This is a genomic window from Arthrobacter sp. Y3223164 (assembly GCF_059091005.1).
This window is the reverse complement of record NZ_JBNHGF010000001.1, coordinates 30925-57183: the sequence shown is the minus strand read 5'-3', so window position 1 is coordinate 57183 and position 26259 is coordinate 30925. Positions and strand designations below refer to the sequence as shown.

The window sequence follows — 26259 nt, the reverse complement described above, 5'->3', positions numbered from 1 at the left end:
CCGATTCGCGGGAGACCAGCATCTTCTTCGTCGAGCAGATCGCCTCCGTTTTACGGCGACGAATGGATCTTTCTGGATACGCTCGGGCGCCTAATGAGCGCTTACGGCGGTGGCGGCAAGCAGGTCGCGGATTCTGGCCGGTTCGACGATTTCACCGTTCAGCGTGCGGTAGGCGGTCATGCCTCCCCCACCCGCAGATACCTTCCGCAGTGCAGTGAAGAAGTCACTGGGTCGTAGCACCTCAGGCGAGACCGCGCCGGGGCCCGGCACCTGGCCGGCCAGGGCGATCAGCGCGCCGGCGGCGGCTGGTGTGCCCGTGGCATCGTCCTGCGGCATTTGGCCGCCTGACTTGAACACGATCCCCTCCGCGCCGACGCGAACGTCGACGATTAGGCCTGACCCGACCGATGGCCGGTCGCGGTACTGGGCCAGAAACGTGTCGAACGTGTCCGACATGACTTTGCCACTGTCTGCAGTCTCGGGCAGCCTCGACAGGAGCCACCCAAGGTGGGTGAAGTCCTCGGGGATAAGACCGCCTCGATTCACCACGCGTGTCGCGCGGGTAAACAAGGGAAGGGTGAGAACCTCGGGATGGCTCAATGTCAAGACCAACTGCTCGCCAATCGGCTCGGGGAACTCGACGCGTTGCGGATTTAGCGCCTCCCATGCCGGTGTTCCCCCGAACTCGGGGATTGCTGTCGCGAATGAATGCGCGAAGTGCGGCACGACCGCGCCCGACATGTCGTTGGCATCGACACACCAGGTGATGTCTACACTCGCTTCGCCCGGTGGGAGTGCGTCGAGCGCGAGCCGGACCAGCACGTTCGTCGTTCCCGGCGCGGATCCCATGCCGATGAGGGCAGTCACTCCGGCCGTCACTGCTGCATCGTTCCGCTGGAGCAGCAGGGCCGTTGCATCCGCGTCGTCGCAGATATCAACGTAGTCCGTGCCGGCCGCGATGGCTGCGTCGAGGATAATCGGGCCGAGCTTGAAGTATGGACCCGTGCAATTCAGCACCAGATCAGCGTCTGCAAGAACACGGTGCAGCACGTCTGCTTCCGCGATCAGATCGAACTGCCGCAGCTCTACCGGGTGGTTTCCGGCGACGATCGCCTCCGGATCACGGAAGGCGCGATCGCAGGCAATGATGCGAATCGCTTCCTTTGCTCGTCCTAGTCCCCGCAGCACTCCGGATGCCTGTGCGCCAGCGGCGCCGAGAAGGACAACTCGTTTTTCTGACATAGCCCTACCTTTGGTTTGGTGTCGGCCCGCAGAGGGGCAACGGTCATACATTTGTTGGCTGATTCCGGATAGCTCCGGTTCAATGCCCGGAACTGCCTCATCCGGGTCATTGAGCGCGGTCAGGAATTTGCCGCGGCGCGCCGTGCAGAGGTAGCGGCCTCGTCGACAGCTAGCCCGTCTGGCCCGTCGGTGAAGACGACTCCATAGGTTGCGGTGGCGTGCTCGCGGGTCTCCCATCGCTCGTTGACATCGTGCAGGACCAGGGCAGGGTCCCGGTCGAGGGGAGAGCCGTAGCCTCCTCCGGAGGCATCGATCCCGATGATAGTCTCGCCCGGCTGAAGGTGGACCGTCGCGGCGTTCGGCAGGCGTTCCCGGGTACCGTCGGCCCGCTCAATCCACGACTCGGCACGGCGGCCATTCTGCCCGTTGGCGACCCCCTTTGCGGGCTCGACTTGGCCGTCGCAAAGGTAGATCACGGTCACCGGTCCGTTCGTCGGCGTGTAGGCCAGTTCGAAGGCGGGACCGCCGCGGAACCTGCCCGCACCGGCCGAGTCGGGAAGGATGCGCATGTAGCGGTGTCGGATCGGCATCTTGATCTCATCGATCTCCACCGAGTCTCGGTACATGAGCCCGCTCACGCACGGAACGCCGTAGGTCAGCCACCCGTCGGCGAACGGACTTGCTGGTCCGCCGTTTGCGGTCACGCACACCTGATTCACGAAGGCGCTGTTCGTACGATGGTCCATGCCCGAGAGAGTTGCATAGCCAACACCGACACCGACGGCCCCTTCCGCTACACCATGGTTCTCGCCGAGCTGTACGAACGCTGCGCCGACGGCGTTGATGAGGCGATCGGTGACGTTTGTGGTCGCGACCGAGCAACTGTGCGGGAACTTCGGCTTGCCGACCGCCGAACCCTCGTTCATCGCGATCCGTACCCGGCGAAACGCACCGGAGTTTTTCGGGATGTCCGCCGTTAGTGCATTGAAGATTCCACCGAATACTGCCGCTGCCGTCGTCGACTCGGTCAGGTTCAGGCCGCAGTCGACGTTCGGTCCGTTCTCGGTGAGATCGACGTCGATCATCCTGTCGCGGGGGTTGATGTCGATGATCACGGAGAAGTCGAGGCCGTCGGGAAGGTATGGCTCGAAGGCGTCGTGCCGGCCGGTGTTGCGAATCGTCGCCCCAGGCAGTTCGGCGATGGCTGAGGCCATGACCGTTTCCGAGTAGTCCAGCCAGTCCTTGATGAACTGCTTGACCCGATCCATGCCGTACTTGGCAACGAGTTCCTTCAGGCGCCGCTCGGCGACGCGGGCCGCGCCCAGCTCCGCCAAGAAGTCTCCATACCACTGGGACGGCACCCGGATGCGCGAACGGCACATTCGGATGACATCGTCGATGTTCTCGTAGCCCGACTGGACCTTGACGACGGGGAAAATTACGGCGCCCTCTTCATAGACGTCTCGGGCGGCGGCGTGGTACGTCGTCGGAATGGAGTTTCCGACATCGGCCTGGTGGGCTTTGGCGACTGCCGTGAAGAGATGCTCACCGTCGATGACAACCGGGACCAGGACGGTGTGGTCGGCCGCATGCGAGTTACCGGTGTACGGGTCATTGTCCAAGAAGGCGTCTCCCGCGCGCAGTTCGGGATGCGCCCGGCGCATCGCTGCGGCCTGGAGTTGGGTGCCGTAGATGTGCACCGGCAGGCCCTCGGCGGCGGCCAGCAGTTCGTCGTCGCTGGTCAAGATGGCGCACGAAAAGTCGCGCGCACTGTTGATCACCGCAGACCTGGCGGAGCGCAGCAGGGTGTTGGTCATCTCGCGGACAATGCCGTCGATCTTGTTTGCCATGATCGCCGTCTGCACGGCGTCGAAGGCCGGCGGGGCGTTTAGTCCCTTCCCTCCGGAACCCTGGGTTTCGGTGGCTTCGAATGCGGGTGCGCTCATGCTGCTCCCTCCTCAATCTGCAGTAGGTAGTTGCCCGCGTCGGATACCCGGGCAGCCATGCCGGGGAAAATGACAAGGGTGGTGGTGGGTTCTTCGACGATCGCGGGGCCTAGTACTCGGGCCCCGGGACGGAGGTCGTCCGGCTTGTACACGGGTGTGTCCACGGAGCCGTGCTCACCGAAGTAGCACGTGCGCGAGCGGGTCGACACTGCCTCGTGGTCTTCACTGGACTGGCGCGAATCCTTCACGCTGGGCAGTTCAATCGTGATTCGTGCCGTCCAGTTGAGGAACTCAATATCACTGCCGATGTCGCGCACGGCGTAGACGCGTTCATGTAGATCATGGAAGGCGGCGAAGAGCGCTTGTTGGTCCTCATTGTTGTTGAACTGGTCGCCCGGCAGCGGAACATCGATAGACCAGATCTGGCTTTGGTAACGGGCTTCGACGCTGTACTCAACACGGTAGTGCGGGTAATGGTCCCCGAATCCGGCAGCGAAGTCAGTCAACGACTCGGTGAGGCCGTTGAGCACTCCGTTGACGCCCTGGGCGTCAAAGCCGTGCGCAGTCGTGATAAGTGCTGCGGATTGCTCCTTCACGATGTCGGCGAAGTGCATGCCGGATGCAGACAGCGCCGAGGCTAGCTTCGGCAGCACAACCCGCTTGCAGCCGAGCTCCTGCGCGATCTGCATGATGTTGAGCCCGGCAGCGCCGCCGCCTGCGACGAGGGTGCTCTCCTGCGGGTTGAGTCCCTGCCCGATCGTGATCTCGTGCACGGCCTTGACCATCGACTGGCTTGCGATGGTGATGATGCCCCACGCGGTTTCTTCGATCGTCAGGTCGAGTTTGCCCGCCACCTGGCCCACAGCTTCGCGGGCCGCAGCTGCATCGAGGGTCATCCGGCCGCCCAAGAAGTAATCCGGGTCGAAGAAACCGAGAACGCAGGCCGCATCCGAAACCGTGGGCTCGAGTCCACCGTTTCCGTAGCAGGCGGGGCCTGGCTCGGAACCCGCAGACTGCGGGCCGACACGCAGCAACCCGCCGCTGTCGACCCAGGCGATGGACCCACCCCCGGCTCCGAGCGAACGGATGTCGACGGAGGAGATACCGAGCAGATCGCCTTCCCACTGCGGGCCGATCCAGGTGTCGCGTGTCTTGACCACGGCCCCGTCTCGGGAGATCCCCACATCGAAGGTCGTTCCGCCTGTATCTGCGACGATGATGTCCTCGCCGAGATCCTCAGCCCCGGAATAGTGCAAGGCTGCCAACGGTGCCATGGAGGGGCCGCTGCGCGCCGCGTGGATCGGGGACTTAATGACTTCCTCAATGCTCATGACACCACCGAGGCTGGTTGAAACGAGGATGCGATCGGTGTACCCGAACGCACGCAGGTCCTGTTCCAGTTCCCGGAAGTGCCGCTGCATTAGCGGCTTCAACGAAGCGTCGATCGCCGCAGCCGAGGTGCGTCGGTACTCGCGAATGATCGGGGCGATTTGGTGGGACAGGGTCACGGGAACATCGGGAGCCAGCTCCTCAATGATCTCGGCAGCACGCAACTCATGGGCGGGATTGACCACGGACCACAAGAACGCGACAGCGATCGCCTCCATACCGTCAGCCAGGAGCCGCTCAATGGTGGCGCGCAGGTGCACCTCGTCAAGCTCATCCACGACGTTCCCATCAGAATCGATGCGTTCGCGGACCCCCGCGGTGCGGCGGCGAGGGATGTATGGCTCCGGGTAGGGCTTCGAGAAGTCGTGGCCATCGTGCTTGCCACCTTCCTTGAGCACGAGCACGTCCTCGAACCCCGCCGTCGTCAGCAATCCCGTCCGGGCGGTATTACGTGTCACGATGGCGTTTGTCGCCCGAGTCGTCCCATAAATGAACAGGTCCGTGTCGGCGATGAGTTCCTTCGCCGTCAATCCGAGCTGCTCCGCAGCGAAGCCCAATGCCTGCGACATGCCCGTAAAGACCCGATCATGCGTCGTCAGAGACTTCCCGATCAGCGGTTGAGGGCCCCCTCGCACCACGACATCGATGAAGGTTCCGCCCGTGTCTGCCGATATCTGGTACCCCATCCGGCACTCCTTCGTCCTGAGGATTTGCCACGTCTTCTCCGACGTGTTTGAGCCTATTCTTTAACGTTAAGTAAGGAAGTGTCAAGGAACACACCGAGATCGCTCTTCCGCGATACTGATGCTTGACTGTGCCCCCGTCCCGTACAATATTGAATAAGAGTTAAACGTGATGAACTATGTGTATAGCGATGCCAAGGAGGGGCCGTGAGCCTGTTGGACAAATCAGCGATGCCGATGCCTTTCCCCACACTGCCCGAGGCACTGGAACATTGGGCGGTTGAAAGTCCGGGGCGGATGGCTTTGACTGCCGGCCCCGAGGAACTGACCTACGCCCAGCTTTCCGAGCATGTCGGCCGGTGCCGGTCCTGGCTTCGCGCGCAGGGTGTCTCCGCCGGCGACCGCGTCGTCATCGCGGGATTTAATACCACCTCGTGGGTCGTGCATTATCTCGCCGTGCTGGGCCTGGAGGCGGTCATCGTGCCTGCGAACAACCGCCTGAGTCCCAGCCAGTTCGCGGATCAGGTCGCAACGCTCGGAGCCGCACTTGTTCTGCGGGACGAGGACCATGCTGAGCTCTCCTCTGGCGTGAGCGGGGTTCCCGTGCATGATCTGCACCATGAGCTGCCTGTCGAGCCGATGCCGCTGACGAGCCCGTCGCCGAAAGCTGCCGCGTTGATCAGCTTCACTTCGGGAACCACGGGCCGTCCGAAGGGTGCGACTCTAACGCATGACGCGCTTACTCAAGCCTCGTGGGCGTTCGTGCGGGTCATGCACACCGGGCCGGAGGAATCTACCCTCGTCGTGGTTCCGCTCTTTCACAACACTGGCTTTGTCGACCAGTTAGGTCACATGTTGTTGGTGGGCGGTCGAACGGATCTGTTGCGGAAGTACAAGACCGCCTTGGCGATAGAAGCACTCCGTGCCCGCCCGGTGACTTATCTGGCGGCGGTGCCGAGCATCCACCGGCTCATCATGCTGGCCGAGGGCGCCGACGAAGCGCTCGAGCCCATGCGAATCCTGCTATATGGCGGCTCGCCCATGCCGGCAAGCTGGATCCATGAGTACTTGGAACGGTGGCCGAAACTGCGCCTGTATCACGGCTACGGCTTGACAGAATACGGGTCGGCCATTTCGTTCCTCGGGCCTGAGCACGCCGCTTCGCGCGGAGAGTCCGTCGGCCATGCGGTCCCCGGCACGAGCATCCGCATCGTGGGCGAGAACAACCAGGATGTCGCGCCCGGCGAAGTCGGCGAACTGCTTGTTCAGGGCCCGACCATAATGAAGGGTTACTGGCAGCAGCAAGAACTGACCGCCGCGAAAATCACGGATGGCTGGCTGCGCACGGGCGACCTGGCCCGCGTCGATGAGGAGGGCTTCTACTACATCGAAGGCCGGGTCGACGATGTGATCAATCGGGGCGGCGAGAAGATTCTCCCCACCCACGTCGAAGGGCTAATTGCGGAGGACGCCGCGGTGGCTCAGAGCATCGTCTTCCCGCTACCCGACCCCATCCTGCAGCAGCGCGTCTACGCTGCCGTGGAGAAGAAGCCCGGCCAGCACTTCGATGAGGATCGAATTATGCGACATGTCCAGTCCGCCCTTCCGGACTACGCGGTGCCTGAACGGATTTTCGTCTCCGATGCATTGCCGCGGACGGCAAGCGGCAAGATTGACCGCCGTGCAACGGCGGAGCATTTTTCCGCGCTCGTGATAAACGTAAAGTAAGGCAAGCCCAAAGGCCGCCCTTGGAGGGGAACAACATGACGACGACTACGCAACGTCGGGTACCGAAAAAAACACCCGGGCGAACTAATGGTGATGCACGGGGTCAGGTCGGACGGGACCGCGTCATGGCCGAAGCGACCAAGATGTTCCTCAGTGTCGGGTACGCAGGCACGAGCTTGAAACGGATCGCCGCCGAACTAGGTGTTTCCGCTCCCGCCCTTTACTGGTACTTCCCGTCGAAGGAGGATCTATACATCGAAGTCATAGAGGCTTCGATGCGCGATTTCGTTGATTTCGTCCGGGCGGCCACGACATCGACGGATCCCGTCGAGCAGCTCGAGCAATTGGTGCGAGCTCACGTGATTTGGCAGCTTGATCAGACGGAGTCCGCTCGTGCGTTCGACCTAAGCCGCGTTCAGAGCCCAAATATCCCGACCGAGCGGTTCGAGCCGACGCGCCAACTCCAAATTGAGTATCGCGGCGACGTGCGACTTCTGTTGCAGCGGGGCCAGACCCTCGGTGTCTTCGACATCGACGATCTCAAGGTGACGGCCTCGGCAATCATCACGATCTGCGAGTACTCCCACACTTGGTTCAACCCCCAAGGGCCGCTGACCAGCACCCAAGTGGCTGACAAGATGGTCGACCTAGCCCGCCGGATGGTCGGGGTCAAAGCCATCGAGCAGGAGGCCGCGAGCCAGCCGGCCAAGCCCCAGTCAACCAATTAGCACCACGAGGATAAACGATCAATCAACTGCCTTGGGTGGCCTGGCCTACCCAAGCTACGACTTCGCTGGAGGATATTATGAGCGCCGAATCTACACGGGAGCTACTGCGTCAGTACCACGAGGCCTGGGGCCGCGGGGACCAAGAGGCCGGCATCGCTTTTTTTGCCGATGACGTCGTTGTGCACATGGGGGGGAACGGGCCGCTCGCAGGTGACTACCATGGCCGCGACGCCTTCGTGAACGACTGGATCGGTCGTGTGAATGACTACGTAGATCGCTGGGAAGTCGGCGACGAGGACGAAATCCTGCTCGTCGGTGATGACGGTGTGCTCATGATGGTTCATGAAGTCTGGGGCAAGGGCGATCGGTCGGTCAAGACGGATCGCCTGGGCTTTTATCGCTTCAAAGAAAATAAGATCGTCGAGTGCTACTTCAGCGACATGAACCAGCCCGAGGTAGACGCCTTCTTCGGTGACCTCAGCTGAACTAAGGCTTCTGGTCGAGAACGCTCGGTGGAGATGTAGCCCGGACCTCGCTCCGGGCTACATCTTCGCTTCCGGGGTCGCCCGGATCCACCCAGGGTGTCCCCATGTTCTTCCGCAGAGGATTAAGCTGCTGCAAGCGGGGGTGTTTTGACGGTCGCGGAGCATGGCGAAGTGGGCAGGGCCGCGGCGTCCGGCCAAGGCAATCGACGCTTATTTGCGGCGTTTCCCCTCGGCGCGTTTCCGGCCGTAGCACTCTTCTTATTCGAAGGGATGGCCGCCGCGGATTGAAGTAGCCGAGCTACCGGTCACCGGTGCGGATCCGGAGTAGAAGGCCATCTCCTGCGGAGACGAAGTCCTTGCCGACGATCGCGGTGACGATCCGAGCTTCCGTACTGAGGCTGCCCGCCGGCGTGAGGTCAGGACGAGGAGAAGAGCCCTCGAGGCCCACTGCGTGGTCACTATCCTGAGCTTGGAAGGCCGTACTGCTTCCAGTCACGTCAGCAGTTGGGTTGGACCGGTTTGAGCCAGCCCCGTCGGGCCCGGGCCTTAGTGGTTCTGGCGGGAGGCGAGCGTTCCGGGTGGGCCATAGGCCGCCGATCGCGAGTTCTTGGCCGCAGGACCTGCCACAGCCGCGGCACTCGGCGCAGATGACGGCGCCGAGGAGTGAGAGGCGGCCGCCATGATGTCAAGACGGCCGCCCCCCGACTGTTCAGGAAAGCCGTACTGTCAGTCCCTCGCAGTTGCGATGCCGGTCGGAAAAGACCCAGTCCGGCTCTCCGACGATCTCGATTTTCTCGGCCCGCTCGGCGAGGACATCGAGCACAGCGCGCATCTCAATCCGTGCGACGGCCTGCCCGCAACAGCTGTGAGTGCCCGCTCCGAAAGCGATGGCCATGCTGGCTGAGGCTGGGCGAGTCCAGTCGAATCCATCGGGATCGCGAAAGACCTCCGGATCGCGGACGGCTGCCCCAAGAATGAACCGAACCATGGTGTTGGGAGGAATCCTGACTCCCCGGATTTCGTAGGGTTCAGTGGTGTATCGATCGACAAGCACCTCTGGCAGGGCACGCCGGAACGCCTCGTTGATGATTGCGGTACGCGTGTCAGGGTCTTCCCGATAGGCCTTCCATGCCTCTGGATAAGCGGCCATGTCGGCCAGTGCCGAGGCCATGGTGTAGCCCGGGTTGTGCGCGGCGGACCCCCACAAAATCTGCAGCGATTCTTTGAGCTCCCGATCGGTCAGGCCACCCTCGTCCGTGATCCTGATCATCTCGTCGATGAGCCCTTCACCGGGGTTCTTTCTCTTCTCCTTGATCAAGCGATCCGCGTTGAACATCATGAACCCAAACCCCTCCCAGGCTCGGGTCTTTTCCTCTTCCGTGGGTTCCCAGCCAAGGGCGTCCATAGTCTGGTTGGTGGCCAGGATGTAGGGCATACCGTCCTCGCGCGGGATTCCGAGCACCGAGGCCATTGCGTCTTGGGCTGGCTGCACACCGAGGTCCCGGTGGGCATTTATGATCCCGTCCGCTCCCATCCTGTCAAGAGCCGTGCGTGCTGACTCGGCGGCTACGTCGCCCATTCCCTTGGCCGCTTTGGGCGTCAGCCATTTGCGGAACGACTTGTGTATCCTGCTGTGCCGCTCGCCCTCGGCGAGCAACACGGAGTTGAGGTTGTTGGCCCAAGGGCTGTCTCCGATCCCTTCCGGAGGCACAGCGACGAGTGAGGCGCTCTTGAGGTGCTCGGTGACGTCATCGTAACGAGTGACGACAATCGTGCCGTCCTCGAGCTGGAGGAGGGGGAACTCTTCGCGCACACGCGCAAACCACGGCCAAGGAGCCTTGACGAATGCCGGGTCCCGCCAAGGCAGGAGGTTCTCGCCAGGGGGTGCGGTGGGCACATGCTGTGTCGTTGTCACGGTGTCTCTTTCATCAGGGTCATACGAGTTGCGTGGCAGGGCGGCCGGGGCAGTGGCGCTGCTTCACGCTTCGACTCGGCCGGCAATCCCTGAGCGCCAGTTTGGCAAATCAGCAATCCACGGGCACTTCTTTAATTGATGTTAATTGGATCACAGGCAGCCGTCAACAGTCGTCGATAAGCCGCTCGTATTCAGGGAGAGACGCACGGGATCCAATCACGCCGGGACCAAGAGTTTGACCCACCACAATGGCCAATACACTTCGGAGGAGGAGCATGTTCGGGATTTTGAGCTGGTTTACCGGGTTTGAGAGCTGATTCGTTGGTGGCGGAGATGATGCCAACCCCGCTTCTTCTCGCCTTCAGTTGCTCATGAACCCTGAGGCCAATCGTTGCGCACCTTGGAGGATCGCCTTTTATGGCCGCCACGTCTAAAGTTAACGTAGATTCAATAAAGACTGTCTAAGGGTGGAGGGGTTCGATGGGCGATATGGACAAGAGACGAGTGGCGGGCAAGGTGGCTATCGTCACCGGGGGAGCCCAGGGCATGGGCGAGGCGCATGTGAGAATGCTGGCACGCCATGGCGCTCAGATTGTCATTGCCGATCTGGATGAAAAGCGAGGAAAACATCTCGCCGATGAGCTTGGCGAAGCGGCAGTTTTTGTGCGCGTCGATGTGTCGGCCCCCGCAGACTGGGAAAACGCGATGTCGATCGCCAATTCGCGCTTCGGGGAGGTGACCGTACTCGTCAACAACGCCGGGATCCTCCTTCTCAACAGGATCGACGACATCTCGCTGGAGGACTACAGGAAAACCATCGAAGTGAACCAAATTGGCGTCTTGCTTGGTATGCAGGCAGTCATCCCCGGCATGAAGCGCGCCGGCCGGGGTTCCATCGTGAACATAGCCTCGAGCGCGGCCATGGTAGGCATGGTAGACAACTTTGCCTATACGGCCTCGAAGTGGGCGGTCCGGGGCATGACCAAGGCTGCGGCTCTGGAATTGGCTCCATTTGGCATTCGCGTCAACGCCATTGCCCCCGGCGAGGTGAACACTCGCATGATCGCGGACCTCGACATACCCGTAGCGGACACCCCTATCGGACGCTTCGGGTCGCCGGACGAGGTCGCATATCTTGCCCTGTACTTGGCCTCAGACGAGTCTAGTTACACGACCGGTGCTGACCACGTCATCGACGGGGGATACACAGCGAGGTAGTACGTATCGCCAGGTGGTGCTCGAGCCCTAGAGTCCGCTCCCCTATCGAATGAAAAACATGAGCATGCTTCACAACCGTTGTCCGGCGACGACTATTCTCGTCGGACGCTTCCCGTCCCATAAGTTCGGCGTCTAAACAGTGCGACAAAGGAGATGCATCAGTGAACAAGGTGAATGAAACCGTCCGCGCTGAGCCTGACGCGCCGTGGGAGATCTTATTGCGTAAAGCCTATGAGGGCGAGGTCGTCGGTGAAGCGATGTACGCCTCGCTCGTGTCGTTGGCAGAAAACGATTACCAGCGGTACGCTGCGCGTCTTCTCGCCGATGTGGAAAGGGAGACCGGTGACATGCTGCTGCCGGTCCTGGAGCGACACGGAGTCTCGTTCGATAGAGACGCTGCCTGGCAGATCGGAGAGGACTTCACAAACGAATCCATCAGTGAGGGATGGTCCGGGTATTTTCGGAAGATAGAGCCACTCGCTGAGGTCGCTCTGAAAGGCATGAAGCGGCTTCACGCAATGAGCGATGAGGCCGATCAGGCGGTAACGAGCCGCGTCGTCGCCCATGAGGAAGCCTTTCTTGAATTCGTGCAGCGGGAGCTGCAAGGCGCCGCTGATCCCGTGGCGCCTTTGGTGAAGTTCTTGGATGAACACCGGCGTCTGACAGACCGTGCGTAAACAACCCAGCAAATTGCTGCGCCTCGTGAGCGGAGGCCCATGGCGCTGGGACAATCGGGCGTGCTGCCGCCCGATTCATCGAGTCCTCGACCGCAGATGCCACGCCTTCCCTAGAAGTCTTGGGATGGCGTGACGTCACCATGGAGCGGCCTTGCTGTGGTGTCCTTGGCAGCCGCCGGGCGATGTGCGAGGCGGCTACCGCGTCGCGGAACCAGCGGCCGGCAGTGCGCTAAAACCTCCCGCCGTCACCAATCGTGATCACGGCAGATAACCTCACTCTTCACCCTCCCCGGCAAAGTGGGGCAAGTGCCCATCTCAGCGGCAAGAGGTCAGTAGCGGTCCGCCGTCCCATCGTGGTGGACCCGAACACTCAGGCGCAAGCATTGCTTGCGCCTCTTCCCGCACTTCAGGCCCTCGCTCGGCTGCATCGCCCGCATGCCTTGGCCTTCAGTTCCCCAAGCGCAGCGGAAGCTTGGTGAAGTGCCGTGAAAAGTCAGTATTGTCCATCTCGAATGGCGCAGCCAACTCGATGGTTTTGAAGCGTGCGGCCACCGTTTCGAAGATGGTACGTGCCTGGCTGCGGGCATACCCTTGGCCGGCGCAGGTGTGCGGACCGAGGCCGAACGACAGGTTCTTGCTGTGGTCCTGGGGGCGGCGGAAGTCGAAACGGTGCGGATCCTCGAAGAAGTCGGGGTCACGGTTTGCGGCCCCCATCATGTACCGAAGCCGCGATCCGGCCGGGATCTGCACACCCTGGATGGTGACATCCTCCAGCGTGGTGCGGTAGAAAGACAACTCAGGCGGGTCGTACCGGACCATCTCGTTGATGATGGCATCGCGGGCGCCGTCTTGATTTCGGAAGGCCTCATAGACCTCGGGCAACTCGGCGAAAATGCGCAGGCCGGCGGCGACAAGGTAGCCGACGTCCATATGCCCGAGGCTGTAGAGCATGAGAGCGGTGGCGCGCATCTCCTGGGCTGACATTTTGCCCTCCTGCTGCGCTTCCAGCAAGGCGTCGGTGAGGCCGTCGGACGGTGAGATCCTGTGGGCTTTGATGAACGTGTCCATGCGCTGGGCGAGCTTGTCGAAACCATCGGCAGCCATTTCGAGTGTTCCCGGCCGCGGCCGGGCCGCCAGCATAGGCATCGTTTGGGCCATTTCGGCCATCACATCGCTCGCGTCGCCATCATCTACCTGCAGCACCCGGCACATAGTTCGGTGCGTTGGCAGGAGCGATAGATCGAGCCAACCATCGAGGGTGTTTCCTTGCATCTCGTCGAGGATCTCGTTTGTGACTACCGCAGTCGTTGTGACCCACTCACGCACGGCTTTCGGGGCAAACCACTTTGTCGTCTGGCGCCGCAATCTGGTGTGATCCGGGGCATCCCTGCCGATGATCGTGGAACTCGCAACCGACCACGGTCCAGCCGCATCCCAGCCGGGTTCGACCGACATACACGGCAACTGTCCGAATTCCATGACATCGGCGTAACGCGCGACCACGTATGCACCCGTCTCGTCAAGCAGTACCGGCCGCTCGGCCTGGGCGCGCGCATACCAAGGATTCGGGTCGCGTTCGAACTCGGGGTCGTCCCAGGGGTAATACTCATTTGCCGACAGCTTCCCGTCCCCGGGGGGGAGAGTCACACAGGTGTTCAGTGCGATGCCCCCGAATCGAAAGGCAGCACGGTCCTTACGTGGGGTCTTGATTAGAGATGAAGTGCTTTCCATGGCTTCCTCTGTTTCTGGTCATGCCAAGAACGCAAGGTCTCGGCGATGCAGACATCTGCGGCATCAGTGAGTGGTCCCAGAGATCGGGCCCCCGTCGCCCCCGCTATCGCCACGTCGCCTCTGCCGAGGCCGTGGCTATTGGCGTCGAATACCTTTGCAGGTGAAGCGGTGTCAGCTCATGGCGCATCCGCTCGTCCAGCAGCCGTTTAGGGAGATACATACTTCCTTAATGAACATGAAATAGTGGTGCGTGTCAAGAGTCACATCTCTTGCAAGGCAGGCGCATGACCGCGCCCCTTCGTCGTGCGCGACCCCTTTACACTCATTCAATGAATGAACTAGGATCGAGTTTGAAAATGACATAAGTCACATGGTGCCGGCGCTCCGACGGAGATTGCCCGCCGTTCCGTATAAATGCGTCGTCAATCCCGCTGGCGCACACGTTGGACAGGAAGCCGAGAAAACATGTCCCTTGATAACAAAGTCGTCGTGATTACCGGTGCAGGATCCGGGATGGGGCGCGCGATGGTCGAGGAATTCGTGGCCAAGGGCGCTCGGGTCGGCGCCCTAGACATCAACCTTGAACGAGCCCAGGAGACGGTCGGTAACCTGCCGTCCGGCGCCGACGCGATCGCCATCCAGATCGACATCAGTGATCCTGCTTCGGTGGCGCGTGCGATCGCTGAGGTTACCGACTGGGCTGGGAAAATCGATGTTCTGTGCAATAACGCCGGCATCATTGACAGTTTCCGCCCGGCGCACGAGATCCCTCTTGACGAGTGGCATCGGACGATCGCGGTGAACCTCACGGGTCCATTCTTGGTCTCGCGTGAAGTGATCCCGGGCATGCTCGAGCATGGAGGCGGCGTCATCCTCAATACCGCAAGCATTGCTTCGCTCAGCGCAGCCGGTGGGGGTACGCCTTATACTGCAGCCAAGCATGGGGTGCTTGGTCTGACCCGTCAACTTTCCTTCGATTACGGTCGGCACGGCATCCGCGTCAACGCCATTTGTCCCGGTGCAACAAGGACCGGGTTGACCATGCCGGAAGGCGGGTCGGAAACGCTTCCGGACACGGAGACCGAGATCGCCCGCACCCCTGCACAGCGTTGGGGCGAACCAACCGACATAGCCAAACTGGCCGTCTACCTGGCAAGTGATGACTCGTCGTTTATACACGGCACCGAGGTCGTGATCGACGGCGGCTGGCTCACGGCGGCACGGAATCCCATCTAGCCGGCTCGCGCGGGGGCCCTGCTGAGCGTTGTGCCGCCAGCGAGTTGGGTCACTTCCCGCAAAAAATCCAAGACAGTCACCTTCTCGGCGCGCAGTCGACACTCCCCCGCCCCGACCACGAACGGACGCTCAACCATGAACAGCACCATTTTTCCCCGCCTGAAAAACCGGGTAGCCATCGTCACCGGATCTGGGCGAGGCATCGGTGAATCCATCGCTCACCGGCTTGCTGCCGAAGGCGCCCACGTCGCCGTCGTCGGGCGCACCCGCCAGTCCATCGAGGAGGCCGCTGCAAGCATCGAGCGCGCTGGTGGCAGTGCTATGGCGATCAGCGCTGACATCACCGACCAGGTCGACGTAACGAGGATTTATGACTCGGTGATCGAGAAGTGGGGTCGCTTCGACATCTTGGTAAACAACGCAGCCGTATTCGAGGAACCTCCGTTCCTGGAGCTTGATCTCGAGACCGTTGAGCGAACGTACAGGACGAATGTGTTTGGCACCTTCCTCATGTCCCAGAATGCCGCTCGCCGCATGGTCGACTCCGGGGCCGGGTCCATCATCCATATCTCTTCGATCGATGCCCTAGGCGCCGACGGACCATTCACGGCTTATACGTCCACAAAGGCCGCTGTCGTCAGCATGGCACGCTCCATGGCCGCGGAGCTGTCTCCGCTGGGGGTCCGCGTCAATTGCGTAGCCCCCGGTTTCGTCAACACGGACATGGTGCACAAGACCTCCACGCCCAACGTCCTGGATCACATGTTGCACGACTTCACCCGGGTGCCGATCCGCCGGCTGGTGGAACCCGAGGAGATCGCCGCAGCCGTCGCTTTCTTGGCTTCCGACGACGCCTCCGCAATTACCGGCTCCAATCTCGTCGTGGACGGCGGACTGACAGCCAATCTCTACGTCATGGAAACCCTCCCTGAACCCATGATCCCCTTGGCTGCGGACTCAGTGGCCCAGGTGGGGAACTGACCTACGCAGGTCAGGACTAGGCAGGGTTCATACCTTCCGACGCCCTGTCCGGCCCGTGTTCCCGCTTGAGCCCCGCAGCCCGTTTCCTGGAAGGTCCCCAACATGCCGGGCGGTCAAACGTTGGCCGGGCTCGGTAAACGGGGGATAACTTCGGCTTCGTGGGTGGGAGAGCATGGCAGCAGATCTTGAGGTCGTTGCCAGCACCGGTGCAGCGAGGATCGTGCTGGCGCAGCTCGCGTGCCGAGATCCTTGCCTGGTTCGAAGAACTTGGAGAGGTACCCCTCTTCACCACGTCTTGACGTCCGAGTCGCCGGTCGGCGTCCGGGCGGAAGCACGGATCATTGGCAAGGACTTGGCCTCAGCAGGGTGATGGGTCTCCTCCGGTTTGCGCCGGTGACCGGGCGGGCCGGGACCTAAATCCGGGAAACCATCCCTCGAAGAAGGGCACCGAGGGACTCACGCGTGTGTTGGTTCTCTCGGCATTCGCGGCCCCTAAAAGATCCGGTTTCCCGCGCCTCTTACGACTGGTGCCGCAGGAAGCATTCGGGTAGGCATGTTCCTGAGGGGTCATGGTATGCGGCCGCCTAAGCAATCCGGTCCGTCACCGCTGCCAAAGAGAACCTCGGCGCGCAGAGAAGAGCCCGACTCCGCGGGGTCACCCCGACCGCCCGGTGCATTCGGCAGAGTTCGCGCGGCGCCAGGGGCGGTCGAGACATCCAATTCAAGAGAGTACGGTTGTGTGCCGGTTTGAGAGGAAGACGCGGTCGTCGGCGTGGAGTTGCACGGCTCGTGAAAGGACTCTCCGCTCGACGTCACGGCCGATTACCACGAGATCATCGGCATTGCTCCGGTGGTCGACGCGCACCACATCCTGCTCGATGATTGGTCCCTCGTCGAGGTCTGCGGTTACGTAGTGTGCCGTCGCTCCGATGAGTTTGACACCTCGTTGGCGGGCTTGGTGGTAAGGCTTGGCACCCTTGAAGCTGGGCAGGAACGAGTGGTGGATATTGATGATGCGCCCTGCGAAACGAGTGCAGAAGTCGTCAGAGAGGATTTGCATGTATCGGGCTAAGACGATGAAGTCCGCGTCGCTTTTGCTAACCAACCTGGACAGTTCTTGTTCTGCCACTGGCTTAGTGTCTGGGGTGACCGGAAGGTAGTGGAACGGCACACCGGCTGCCTCAACGAGGCTGCGTAGGTCCTCGTGGTTCGACACGACCATTGGGATCTCGATGGCGAGCTCTCCTCTCCGATATCGGTAGAGGAGATCGTCCAGGCAGTGATCGAGCTTGGAGACCATGATCAGTGCTCGGCGGCGGTCGCTGCGCCTCCTAAGCTCCACAATGGGATCGAAGCGTGCGAGACGGTCGATGAGCTCGTCGCGGATCGCCTCGCGGTCTACATGGGAATCGAAGTCAACCCGGACATTGAGCTGGCCGCTGTACTCGTCGGAGTATTGAGCGCTGTCGAGGATGTTTCCTCCGCAGGCGGTGATGCCGCCGGCCATCGTGTGGATGATGCCGGGTTGATCCGAGGCCCGCAGTCGCAGAATGTATCGCTGCACGCTCAGCTCTTAACGCGCGTGCGCTCGGGGTCATAGGCGGGGGTCTTGCGGATGGTCGCCGATGCCGGTCCTTGTTCCGAGTCGATCTGGACGGTGGTTCCCAACCGTGCATGTGCGGTGTCGACACGGGCCAAAGCCAAGGTTTTCCCCCCAAGGACCGGGGATGCAACGGCCATCGAGACTTTCCCGGCGGGTTGTCCGTCAATGAACAGCGACCGGCCATCGAGTCCAGCGGCCGGCGCCGTCGTCTCGAGGCTGACGAGCCTCGCGGGCACGTTGTTTTTCTTCGCCAGCAAGGCGTCCCTTCCTTGGAAAGGTCCCTTCTCAAAGTCGACCGTCCAGCCCAGGCCGCATTCGAACGGTGTGGTAGACCGGTCGTATTCATACTCATTCATGACCATCCCGGCTTCCGTCCGGGCCACCAGGATCGCTTCCAGCCCCATGAGTTCAATTCCTAGGTCCTGCTGGGCCAGGATTGCATCCCACAAAGTGTCAGAATGCTCGACGGGAACCATGACTTCATAGCCGAGCTCGGCCGTAAATCCGAGTCGGAGGATCATGGCGGGCGCGTCGGTCACTTGTACGTCTATAAGCGCTCCGTAGTAGGGCAGTGCCTCATTCGAAATATCGGCTGATGTAAGCCGCGCCAGGAGGGTGCGGCTGGAGGGGCCCTGCAGCGAGACGGCAGCATACTCGGGGCGACGATCGGTGACCGTCGTTCCTTCGGGTGCCGCCTGCTCGAGCTGCCGCTGCGTCAGCTGCTCACCACCGAGCACTAGGACGGCTTCCGGGGACAGCTTCAAGACGGTGACGTCTTCAATCATGAACCCCTCGGCGTCCGTGAAAACTCCATACACCACCCGGCCAGGGGGCAAGGCGCGGACATCTCTGGAGAAGACCTTGTCGACCGCCGCGACAGCATCCGGTCCTTCCACAAACCATTTGCGGATCGTCGAGTACTCCAGTGCTACGACCGCTTCACGCAGTGCCTTGTACTCCTTGGCTGGATCACCGTAGTGGGTGGCAAAGGGCCTGCCGAACGATTCCTCCCACTCCAAGACACGGTCGGCGAAGCGCTCGGTGGTCGGATTGGGCTCGAGCCCCACTGGCAACGGCATGGCTGACTACCTTTCGCGGATTTACATGTGTGTGCTCGCCGGCGACTTCTCTGCGCCGGTAAGGCGATCTTGAGACGAAGGCGAGCGGTGGCAACGGATGCAAGGAGAGTATCTCTAATTGAATGATCATTCAAGGATCGGTTTCCTGGGAGCTTGTCATACCGCCGGACGTCCGCAGAACATGGCGGCTCGCCGTTGACGCAAACATTGATTGAATATACATTAAACAATACCTGTGAGCCCAATCACAGGTGCCGCTACTTCGCGGCGACCCGATCCCGAGGGCCCTCAACCGCTTGTTCCTCGTTTATTTCCGAGTCACAAGCCAGGAGGTCATCGTGGTCCGAGCAACGCAGCGATATCGCCGGCCCATTCCCCTCCAGAGAACGGAGTCCCTGATGACGACATCGAATAACAGGGAGCAGTCGTCGCTTGAGACCGCAAAATCAAACGACGGGTACAACACCAAGCTCACGGGCCGCATGGGCGGCTTGTCATTGGCGCTGACGGTACTGGCCTTCTCGGCCCCACTGTCGGTGGTTAGCGGCTTTATTCCACTCACGATCCTCTTCGGTGGTGAGGGCGCACCTTTCGGTTTTCTACTCGCCACCGCAGTGCTGCTGCTGTTCAGCGTTGGGTACGTGACGATGACCAAGCACGTCCCAAAGCCCGGCGCGTTCTACGCATTCATCAGCATGGGATTGGGAAAGATCACCGGGCTGGGCTCTGCCTTCCTGGCCGTGATCTCCTACCTGCTCGTCTACACCGGAAACTACGCTTGGTTCGGAATCACAGTGGCCGCCCTGGTGGAGAGCCTGGGCGGCCCAGCAACGGCGTGGTGGGTTTGGGCGTTGGTGGGATGGGCAGGGGTGAGCATCCTGGGCTACTTCAATATCGAACTCTCGGCCAAAGTGCTGACAATCGTGATGGCCCTTGAGGTCACGCTGGTTATGATCGTCAACGTCGTTGTGCTCGCCAAGGGGGGAGCTGAGGGGCTGTCAGCGGAGCCGTTCGCGGTAACGAAGTTCCTAGAGGGTGATTTCGGCGTTACGATGCTTTTCGCGATTCTGGTGTTCATGGGGTTCGAGGCCACGGCGCTATTCCGTGAGGAGGTTCGCAACCCAGGCAAGGTGATCCCCCGTGCAACGTTTGGTGCTGTGATTTTTGTGGGGCTGCTCTACACGATCTCGGCTTACGCCCTTGTGACCGCGTTCGGCTCCAAGGCCGCGGCCGTAGCCACGGAGACTCCCACTGAAATGTTCCCGCTGTCGATTTCTCAGTACGTCGCCTCGTTCTTGGTGCCGATCGCCTTTGTGTTGATCTCTACATCCGTCGTTGCTGCTTCGCTGTCGATCCACAACGTGATCGCGCGTTATATCTACAACCTGGCCTACGACCGCGCATTGCCTCACCCACTGGCGAAAGTGCATGAGAAGCATCGTTCCCCGCATCGGTCATCCAATGCGCTGGCAGCGTTGACTGGCCTGATTCTGGTCTTGATGGCCGTCCTGCCCCTGGACGAGATGCTGCTGTACGCGCAGTTGATCGGTATTGGATCAGTGGGCGTTTTGTCCCTGATGGCGGTCGTGTCGGTCTCTGTCATAGCGTGGTTCTTCGCCCGCCGCTCGAGCGTTCAGGAAAATGCCTTAAAGACGTATGTAGCTCCGGCGATCGCGGCAACCACGCTGGTCTCTGTTGTCGTGTTCGCTTGCATAAAGCTGCACCTCCTGGTCGGTGGCGATCCCGGGCAATACAACTGGCTTCTCATTCCACTCGCACTGGTGTTCCTCGTCGGCGTCAGCCTCGCCCTTTACTTCCGTCGATCCAAGCCGGAGCACTATGAGCGGCTTGGTCGCACGGACGGCGCGAGTTTGCCAGTGCGCAGCGACCCGGAGAGCGACCCGGAGAACCAGCCGGTGTAAGTTGCCCTTCTTTGTGCGTCCACTGAATGATCGTCCTGAGGCGTTGCCAACAAAGCCTGCTCCCCTGAACCTAAATGGTTTCCGGTTCGGGGAGCAGGCCTGCCCGGGGGGCCTCCCCTGCCTTCGCTTCCTTCAGGGGCGAAACCATGGGCGCCGACCGTAGATGGCGGCGTGGTAACGGCACTGCGGGCGGAAACATCGGTGCGGTCGCTGCGTTCTTCTCCTGCCCTGTCGGAGTCAGCCCCGCCCCCCCCCGGTGAGTCAGTGGTCTGATTGTCCAGAAGGGGTTCATCCTGGGCTGATGGGGCCGGACGCAGGAACGATTCGAAATCCTATGACTTTGAACCGCCGGGCTGCCAGCTGGGTACCCGCTGGGGCCGGCGAAACAGTCGCGACGGTTGTGCTAACTTCCTCCAACTCGTTAGGCGTACGGTGCGTGCGTCCGTTTGATGGTCGTCAGGACGAGGCAGCCCGAATGGTCTGACCCAGAGAGCACGTCATTTTCCGCAGTTGCGTCGTGGTAGTGCATGGGGGGACTCTTCGCCGGAAATGGTCGTGGCGTCGTAGCGGGGAAAGTTGCTTTGTAGATCTCGAGCCGCATGCGCGCCGAGGGAGGAGGTCGTTGAGAAGACGGTCGCATCGATCGCGGCAGTCCTGATGGATGACGGCGCAGCCCGCAGCAGGTCGAAAAGGTTCGGCATCGTGGGATGCTCGCACTTGCCGTCCGGGAGGATGTCTTTGCGGTAGGTCAGTGGGACGAAAAGGCGCCGGTACAGCCTCAGCTGTCTCAAGAATTAAGCGAGACGTCGGTCGCTAGGCGGATACCGTCGCGTGCGGAGACCATCCCCCGTACGAGTACTGGCAGTGGCCTGTGGCAGCAGAGTGCGGAATTCATGTTACAGCCGACCTGCCACGGTCAAAGCCGCTGCTGGTCTTTTCACCATTAGCGATCCTCTGTCGCCTATCGGACCTCGGGGATAACAACCCCGGATCATGAACGACTGGGGCAGACATCATACCGGGGCCGACAGACCAGCAACCCTGATGCTTGCCTATTCAGGGCTTACGAGAAGACATCTGATGGGCTTAGTCAAGCAGCGGCGGCCATCGCAACTATGTCGGGGAAGGCCGTAACTGGAGCCGGTTTGTAGGTAGTAATAGAGGCAGCAGAGCAGGCGGTTGAAAAGGTTGCGCTGGGCTGCCGTGTGTCTGTCGCCCGAGCCTTTTCGCCGATCGTAGTGGTTGCGGCTCCGGTTGCGCTGCTAGGGCGGAGAACCTCCAGACGTAGCCGGCGGCGGCGAGCCTGTTGTTCTTCACTCGTCTGGCCTGGACCGTGTGTGAGAACTCTGGGTTCGCGTTCATGGTCGAGACGTTGGCCGGCAGCAAGCCCCCGGAAGTCAACCTACGTTCCATGGCGTGAGGAGCCAGAGGAAAAATCTTTTTCGACGGCTCGAGGACACGGTAACGGGAAGTCCTCATCTGGCTCCCTCACATCCCATAGGTAACTGGGCGACTCCGGGGGTTCAGTCAGTCAGGGACCGTCGGACGAAGATCCGAGCTTGCTGGCTTCTACGTCGGCAGCAGTCGTGGTGTCGAGCTGGGGGCCATCGGCACGACCCAACCGCTCAAAGAGAGCGGGCTTTGACCGACGGAATCGGATGGCGATGCCGACGCCGATGGCAAAAACGATGGGGAGAGGCAGCAGCAACCAGGTGTACTGCCCCGGTTCGCCGCCGATGACCAACTCGAAGTGGAGGCAGGCGAAGACTGTCACAACCAGCAACGACAGTGCAGCGATTGCGGGTGCGACATAGGTCTTGAAAGGGTGCGCACGAACCTCGCCGCGCCGCATGGCGAACCAACCCACCACCGCGACAGAGGCCAGGGCCATGAGGGTGAGAACACCAACTGAGCCCAGGCCCACCATCTGGGCGTACAACGTGCCTTCCTCAACGCGCATCACGGCCATGAGCACGATGATCAGCAAGGCGACCGCGGACATGGTGACAGATGCCCAGATCGGCGAGTGATGCTTAGCGTGAACTCGCGCCAGGAAGTAGGGCAGGGCGCGGTCATGACCGAGGTTGTAGACGTACCGCGCTACGACGTTATGAATGGACAGGCACGCGGCGAAGATTGAGGTGGAAACGAGGATGTAGGCGATCTGCACGAACCACGGAACAACGAACTGAGCCACGGCCCTGGGGAACATTTCCGTGGGGGCTTCACCGGCAGACGTGACTGCCTCTGAACCGTAGGCCGTGACCAGGGCGTAGGCCGAGAGCGTGTATAGCACCCCCACGAAGAGTACGGCACCGTAGGTGGCCCGCGGGATTACTCGAGCGGGGTTGCGAACTTCATCGCGGAACAGCGCTGTGGCTTCGAATCCCAAGAAGACGAGGATCGAGAAGAGCAATGTCACGCCGATGTCGCCCTTGGCAAATTCGGTGGGTAGAAGCGGGGTGATGGAGAGCCCGTCAGCGCCGCCCTTGGCCAGGACGAAAATGTTGAACACCATAATGAGTGCCACCTCGAGCACCATCGCAACGCCAAGGACCTTGGCCGATAGCTCGATATTAAAGTAGCCGAGGACTCCTGTAGCAATCACGATGAGGATCGTCCAGGCCCACCATGGCGTGCTCGGGCCACCGATGCTCGCCATCAGGGCGGCCACGCTGATTCCGAAGAATGCATAGGTGCCGGTGAGCACGAGCAGGTAGGACAGCACGGCCAGGAAGGCAGAGCCCAGTCCGGTGACCTTTCCCAATCCCAAGCTGATGAACGCATAGAACGCGCCGGGCTTGGGAACGTACTTGGTCATCGTCACATAACCGATGCTGAACAGCAGCAGCACCGCGGTGGCCAGCACAAAGCCAAAGGGCGCACCCTCACCACCGAAAAGTATCGTGAATGGAATAAAGCCCGTGACCACGGCGAGTGGGGCCGAGAAGGCCAGCACGGTCAGCGCCAGTGACAGGCCGCCCATCCCCCCGGTCAGCTTGCTGCTGGCGGATGAGGACAAGGCATTGTTGGAATCAAGGCCCGGCTGTTCGTTAGTTGGTGTGATCAAGGCACACTCCCATCAGGATGTGGAGAACCCATACGCTGCCTCGCCGAAGTCAGTCCGACGAACCTTCCGTTAGCGAGACAGATTGAATGATGGATAAAGAGGGACCAATCTGCGCTTGGAGAACCTGATCAGATGCTGCACGAACCCCAAGTCGCACCTGTTGAGGTGAGTTTATTTTCCATTCATTAAAGGCCCTTGTAAACGGTCTGGTCGGACCTGATTTATACCGGGCATCCGCGCTTCTTCTTGGGTCATTGCTTAGAGCCACGACGGCCGCTGGGGCGGGCTAATCCCGGCGCCGCTTCATCAGCAAGACCGGTGCTGCTTCCCGTGCCCTTTTTGGCGATCGGTCCGATGGTGTCCAGCAGGTTGATTGGTGTAGTGGTCGTGGAGACTTGGGAAGCCGGGCGTCCGAGGCGGTGATCTTCCGCGATTCACGTTGCATGCTGGCCAGGGACGTCTGTCGTTGTGGACAGGACTGGTGCCGGTCCGGGACGATGGGCCGCTTTCTTGACGTCGTCCTTGGTTCCCATGCGCGCGAGCCGGCGGCAGCGATGATGATATCGCTGCCGCCGGTCGTTTCCGCCTTCACATTCGCCCCTTGGAGTTGCACAGCAGTGAACCAAGTTCCCCGGAGACCAAGGCGTCCAGCCGGGTTTCATCGAATGAAGCCCGCCGGTGTCTCTGGCAGGTTGATGCGCGCGAGCAGCGGCAGCTGGACGATGTAGCCGCTGCAGGCCGGATTCACGCCGGGTCAGGATCCGTCGATGGCCCTTGAATGGACGTCGGTATCCACAGGTTCCCGTGATCGCCGGTGGGCTGGTACGGTCAGGCAGCGGTCCTCACGCAACCGGCAGGCTTCGCGCGTAGGCCTTCAGGTTGAAGCCTGAGTCGCGGGCCTGATCCATCGTGATGCCGGTGTCGTGCTCGAGGAGCTTGCGGGCTGCGACGTGGTCTGCCGGCGCGTTGACCGATTCGACAGCGACGAGTTGCCCATCGCGAAAGAGGAACTGACTGAACTTACCCGCCGAACGGTTACCACGTTCGATCACCACATCGCCTGGATTGGCCAGTCCGGCGATCTGGAGCTTGGCAGGGCCCTGGCTGGACCAGAACCAGGGGGCGATGTCGTAACGGCTGGGATCGGCCGTGATAGTTTTTGCGACGGCCTTTGCCATATCGGTTGCGTTCTGCACTGACTCGAGCCGCAGGTTCCCGCCGAAGTGGCGTGAGGGGAAGACGGCCACGTCGCCGATGGCGTATACATGCGGCACGTTCGTGCGCAGGTACTCATCCACGAGAATGCCGCTATTGCAGGTTATATTCGCCGTCGAAGCGAGGACGTGGTCGGTCACTACGCCAAGGCCGACCACCGCGAAGTCGCACGTGTAGGTGGCCCCCGAGGTGCCTACCACGGCGGTGACGTGGTTTTTTTCCCCGATGAAGTGATCGAGTCCCTCGTCGAAGTGCAGCTTCACTCCCAGGCTGGCGTGCACCTGTGTGAAGTGATCCGACATGGACGGTGACAGCACCCTCTGCATGGGTCGCTGGGCGAAGTCGATGACCGTGACATCGAGCCCGCGTTCTGCGGCGACAGCCGCGAATTCAAGGCCGATGAATCCGGCCCCGACCACCAGCACCCGGCCGTGGCCGTAGTCGAGCTGCGCCCGCAGGGCTTCTGCGTCCTCGACGGTGCGCAGGTATCTGATGCCTTCCAGCTCGGTTCCAGCGCATGATGCGCGACGTGCTTCGGCGCCCACAGCGATGATGAGATCGTCGTAGGGAATGGGTTCACCGTCTTTTACGTGCACTAGACCAGCTGCACTGTCGATGCTCATGACTTCCACTCCCGTCCGCAGATCGATGTCATGCTCGCTGTAGAAGGCGGCACCACGCAGTGGCATGGGCGTCGGATCGCCGCCCTGCTTCATGTAGTCCTTCGACAGCGGCGGGCGCTGGTAGGGCAGGTGCTCGGCCTTGTCCAGCAGGACGATGGGGTCGGTGAATCCCTCCATGCGGAGTGATTCGGCAGCCTGCACGCCGGAGTGTCCGGCGCCGATAATGACAACGGTCATGTCACACCCCAATCAGCTCTGGCTCTCGGGGATGTTGACCTCGAGAGCATCGAAGTCACGGCCGGCCAAGAGCTGGCAGCTTAGACGGGAGCTTTCGAGGCGGTCTTCGGCCGTGCAGTCGAGCATCTCGTCCTCGTCATCTGAGACTTCGGGCAACTCGACCTCGCCGCGCACGTAGACGTGACATGTGGCGCACATGGCTTGTCCCCCACACTCGCCGATGATGCCATCGACGCTGTTGGTGAGTGCGGCGCGCATAACGGAGACGTTCTCGGCGACCTCGACGGTGTCGACGGTGCCGTTGGGGTGGTGGTAAGTGATGTTAGGCATCAGGGATCTCCTCACTCTGTGCAGCTTGTTGATTCTCTTTAGTTAACGTTAAGGAAGGGGAAAGGTCAAGGGCTTGCTGTGAACTGCACCACGCCCTAGTGGCCTGGCGACACTGGCTTCGGGGTACGGAGCCTGCGGGCGGGCTCCCCAGGCGGTCCGCAATATGGGGTCGGAGGGATCTCTAGTCCGGCCGCATCGCGCTAAACAGCTTGCGGTGTTGG

Annotated in this window: 18 protein-coding genes; 8 read left to right on the top strand and 10 right to left on the bottom strand. The window is 61.4% G+C overall.

Going from position 1 to position 26259, the window contains the following annotated elements:
• Nucleotides 1-90 precede the first annotated feature (90 nt).
• The 3 genes from AC5RUJ_RS00210 to AC5RUJ_RS00200 all read right to left on the bottom strand — a co-directional run bounded on the left by AC5RUJ_RS00210 (nucleotide 91) and on the right by AC5RUJ_RS00200 (nucleotide 5263).
• On the bottom strand, nucleotides 91-1242 hold the full coding sequence (locus tag AC5RUJ_RS00210; protein ID WP_494127667.1) for a saccharopine dehydrogenase family protein: 1152 nt from the start codon (nucleotides 1240-1242) through the stop codon (nucleotides 91-93).
• A gap of 119 nt (nucleotides 1243-1361) precedes the next feature.
• On the bottom strand, nucleotides 1362-3188 hold the full coding sequence (locus AC5RUJ_RS00205; RefSeq protein WP_494112249.1) for a hydantoinase B/oxoprolinase family protein: 1827 nt from the start codon (nucleotides 3186-3188) through the stop codon (nucleotides 1362-1364).
• A complete protein-coding gene (locus tag AC5RUJ_RS00200) occupies nucleotides 3185-5263 on the bottom strand; it encodes a hydantoinase/oxoprolinase family protein (RefSeq protein WP_494024056.1) in 2079 nt (692 codons plus the stop codon). Before AC5RUJ_RS00200 ends, AC5RUJ_RS00205 begins: the two co-directional genes overlap by 4 nt.
• Nucleotides 5264-5467: 204 nt before the next feature.
• Between AC5RUJ_RS00200 and AC5RUJ_RS00195 the strand changes: the two genes are divergently transcribed.
• The 3 genes from AC5RUJ_RS00195 (at nucleotide 5468) to AC5RUJ_RS00185 (ending at nucleotide 8201) form a co-directional block, all read left to right on the top strand.
• Complete coding sequence (locus AC5RUJ_RS00195) at nucleotides 5468-6988, top strand: class I adenylate-forming enzyme family protein (protein WP_494127668.1); 1521 nt, start codon at nucleotides 5468-5470, stop codon at nucleotides 6986-6988.
• A gap of 125 nt (nucleotides 6989-7113) precedes the next feature.
• Nucleotides 7114-7716: a TetR/AcrR family transcriptional regulator gene (locus AC5RUJ_RS00190; RefSeq protein ID WP_494127669.1), complete on the top strand. Its 603-nt coding sequence runs from the start codon at nucleotides 7114-7116 to the stop codon at nucleotides 7714-7716.
• A gap of 77 nt (nucleotides 7717-7793) precedes the next feature.
• Nucleotides 7794-8201 (top strand): nuclear transport factor 2 family protein, encoded by a 408-nt coding sequence (locus AC5RUJ_RS00185; protein ID WP_494024053.1) that lies wholly within the window; start codon nucleotides 7794-7796, stop codon nucleotides 8199-8201.
• A 709-nt stretch (nucleotides 8202-8910) separates the two neighbouring features.
• Here the strand turns inward: AC5RUJ_RS00185 and AC5RUJ_RS00180 are convergent.
• Complete coding sequence (locus AC5RUJ_RS00180) at nucleotides 8911-10014, bottom strand: cytochrome P450 (protein ID WP_494155530.1); 1104 nt, start codon at nucleotides 10012-10014, stop codon at nucleotides 8911-8913.
• 582 nt (nucleotides 10015-10596) lie between these two features.
• On the opposite strand from AC5RUJ_RS00180, the gene AC5RUJ_RS00175 reads away from it, so the two are divergent.
• Together AC5RUJ_RS00175 and AC5RUJ_RS00170 are read left to right on the top strand one after the other, a co-directional pair.
• A complete protein-coding gene (locus tag AC5RUJ_RS00175; protein ID WP_494024051.1) occupies nucleotides 10597-11334 on the top strand; it encodes a glucose 1-dehydrogenase in 738 nt (245 codons plus the stop codon).
• A 161-nt stretch (nucleotides 11335-11495) separates the two neighbouring features.
• On the top strand, nucleotides 11496-12011 hold the full coding sequence (locus AC5RUJ_RS00170) for a hypothetical protein (RefSeq protein WP_494024050.1): 516 nt from the start codon (nucleotides 11496-11498) through the stop codon (nucleotides 12009-12011).
• 447 nt (nucleotides 12012-12458) lie between these two features.
• Here AC5RUJ_RS00170 and AC5RUJ_RS00165 read toward each other — a convergent pair whose 3' ends face one another.
• Nucleotides 12459-13742 carry a cytochrome P450 gene (locus tag AC5RUJ_RS00165; RefSeq protein ID WP_494127670.1) on the bottom strand — a complete coding sequence of 428 codons (1284 nt, stop codon included), beginning with the start codon at nucleotides 13740-13742 and terminating at the stop codon, nucleotides 12459-12461.
• A 465-nt stretch (nucleotides 13743-14207) separates the two neighbouring features.
• Between AC5RUJ_RS00165 and AC5RUJ_RS00160 the strand changes: the two genes are divergently transcribed.
• Together AC5RUJ_RS00160 and AC5RUJ_RS00155 are read left to right on the top strand one after the other, a co-directional pair.
• On the top strand, nucleotides 14208-14978 hold the full coding sequence (locus AC5RUJ_RS00160) for an SDR family NAD(P)-dependent oxidoreductase (RefSeq protein WP_494112244.1): 771 nt from the start codon (nucleotides 14208-14210) through the stop codon (nucleotides 14976-14978).
• A 135-nt stretch (nucleotides 14979-15113) separates the two neighbouring features.
• Entirely contained in the window at nucleotides 15114-15959 is an 846-nt protein-coding gene (locus AC5RUJ_RS00155; RefSeq protein ID WP_494024047.1) for an SDR family NAD(P)-dependent oxidoreductase, read from the top strand.
• 721 nt (nucleotides 15960-16680) lie between these two features.
• On the opposite strand, the gene purU is transcribed toward AC5RUJ_RS00155, so the two are convergent.
• Both purU and AC5RUJ_RS00145 read right to left on the bottom strand, forming a co-directional pair.
• Nucleotides 16681-17523 carry a formyltetrahydrofolate deformylase gene (gene purU, locus AC5RUJ_RS00150; RefSeq protein WP_494112243.1) on the bottom strand — a complete coding sequence of 281 codons (843 nt, stop codon included), beginning with the start codon at nucleotides 17521-17523 and terminating at the stop codon, nucleotides 16681-16683.
• Between the two features lie 2 nt (nucleotides 17524-17525).
• Nucleotides 17526-18641 (bottom strand): aminomethyl transferase family protein, encoded by a 1116-nt coding sequence (locus AC5RUJ_RS00145; protein ID WP_494024045.1) that lies wholly within the window; start codon nucleotides 18639-18641, stop codon nucleotides 17526-17528.
• A gap of 398 nt (nucleotides 18642-19039) precedes the next feature.
• On the opposite strand from AC5RUJ_RS00145, the gene AC5RUJ_RS00140 reads away from it, so the two are divergent.
• Nucleotides 19040-20563 carry an APC family permease gene (locus tag AC5RUJ_RS00140; RefSeq protein WP_494127671.1) on the top strand — a complete coding sequence of 508 codons (1524 nt, stop codon included), beginning with the start codon at nucleotides 19040-19042 and terminating at the stop codon, nucleotides 20561-20563.
• A 1531-nt stretch (nucleotides 20564-22094) separates the two neighbouring features.
• Here the strand turns inward: AC5RUJ_RS00140 and AC5RUJ_RS00135 are convergent.
• The 3 genes from AC5RUJ_RS00135 to AC5RUJ_RS00125 form a co-directional block, all read right to left on the bottom strand.
• Complete coding sequence (locus tag AC5RUJ_RS00135; RefSeq protein ID WP_494127672.1) at nucleotides 22095-23633, bottom strand: APC family permease; 1539 nt, start codon at nucleotides 23631-23633, stop codon at nucleotides 22095-22097.
• Between the two features lie 842 nt (nucleotides 23634-24475).
• Nucleotides 24476-25708 (bottom strand): NAD(P)/FAD-dependent oxidoreductase, encoded by a 1233-nt coding sequence (locus AC5RUJ_RS00130; protein WP_494127673.1) that lies wholly within the window; start codon nucleotides 25706-25708, stop codon nucleotides 24476-24478.
• A 12-nt stretch (nucleotides 25709-25720) separates the two neighbouring features.
• On the bottom strand, nucleotides 25721-26038 hold the full coding sequence (locus AC5RUJ_RS00125; RefSeq protein WP_494127674.1) for a 2Fe-2S iron-sulfur cluster-binding protein: 318 nt from the start codon (nucleotides 26036-26038) through the stop codon (nucleotides 25721-25723).
• Nucleotides 26039-26259 lie beyond the last annotated feature (221 nt).

Coding starts and splice junctions, on each gene's coding strand:
- AC5RUJ_RS00210 (WP_494127667.1), bottom strand. CDS start 1,242: ATGTCAGAAAAACGAGTTGTCCTTCTCGGCGCCGCTGGCGCACAGGCA.
- AC5RUJ_RS00205 (WP_494112249.1), bottom strand. CDS start 3,188: ATGAGCGCACCCGCATTCGAAGCCACCGAAACCCAGGGTTCCGGAGGG.
- AC5RUJ_RS00200 (WP_494024056.1), bottom strand. CDS start 5,263: ATGGGGTACCAGATATCGGCAGACACGGGCGGAACCTTCATCGATGTC.
- AC5RUJ_RS00190 (WP_494127669.1), top strand. CDS start 7,114: ATGGCCGAAGCGACCAAGATGTTCCTCAGTGTCGGGTACGCAGGCACG.
- AC5RUJ_RS00185 (WP_494024053.1), top strand. CDS start 7,794: ATGAGCGCCGAATCTACACGGGAGCTACTGCGTCAGTACCACGAGGCC.
- AC5RUJ_RS00175 (WP_494024051.1), top strand. CDS start 10,597: ATGGGCGATATGGACAAGAGACGAGTGGCGGGCAAGGTGGCTATCGTC.
- AC5RUJ_RS00165 (WP_494127670.1), bottom strand. CDS start 13,742: ATGGAAAGCACTTCATCTCTAATCAAGACCCCACGTAAGGACCGTGCT.
- AC5RUJ_RS00160 (WP_494112244.1), top strand. CDS start 14,208: ATGTCCCTTGATAACAAAGTCGTCGTGATTACCGGTGCAGGATCCGGG.
- AC5RUJ_RS00155 (WP_494024047.1), top strand. CDS start 15,114: ATGAACAGCACCATTTTTCCCCGCCTGAAAAACCGGGTAGCCATCGTC.
- AC5RUJ_RS00145 (WP_494024045.1), bottom strand. CDS start 18,641: ATGCCGTTGCCAGTGGGGCTCGAGCCCAATCCGACCACCGAGCGCTTC.
- AC5RUJ_RS00140 (WP_494127671.1), top strand. CDS start 19,040: ATGACGACATCGAATAACAGGGAGCAGTCGTCGCTTGAGACCGCAAAA.
- AC5RUJ_RS00130 (WP_494127673.1), bottom strand. CDS start 25,708: ATGACCGTTGTCATTATCGGCGCCGGACACTCCGGCGTGCAGGCTGCC.
- AC5RUJ_RS00125 (WP_494127674.1), bottom strand. CDS start 26,038: ATGCCTAACATCACTTACCACCACCCCAACGGCACCGTCGACACCGTC.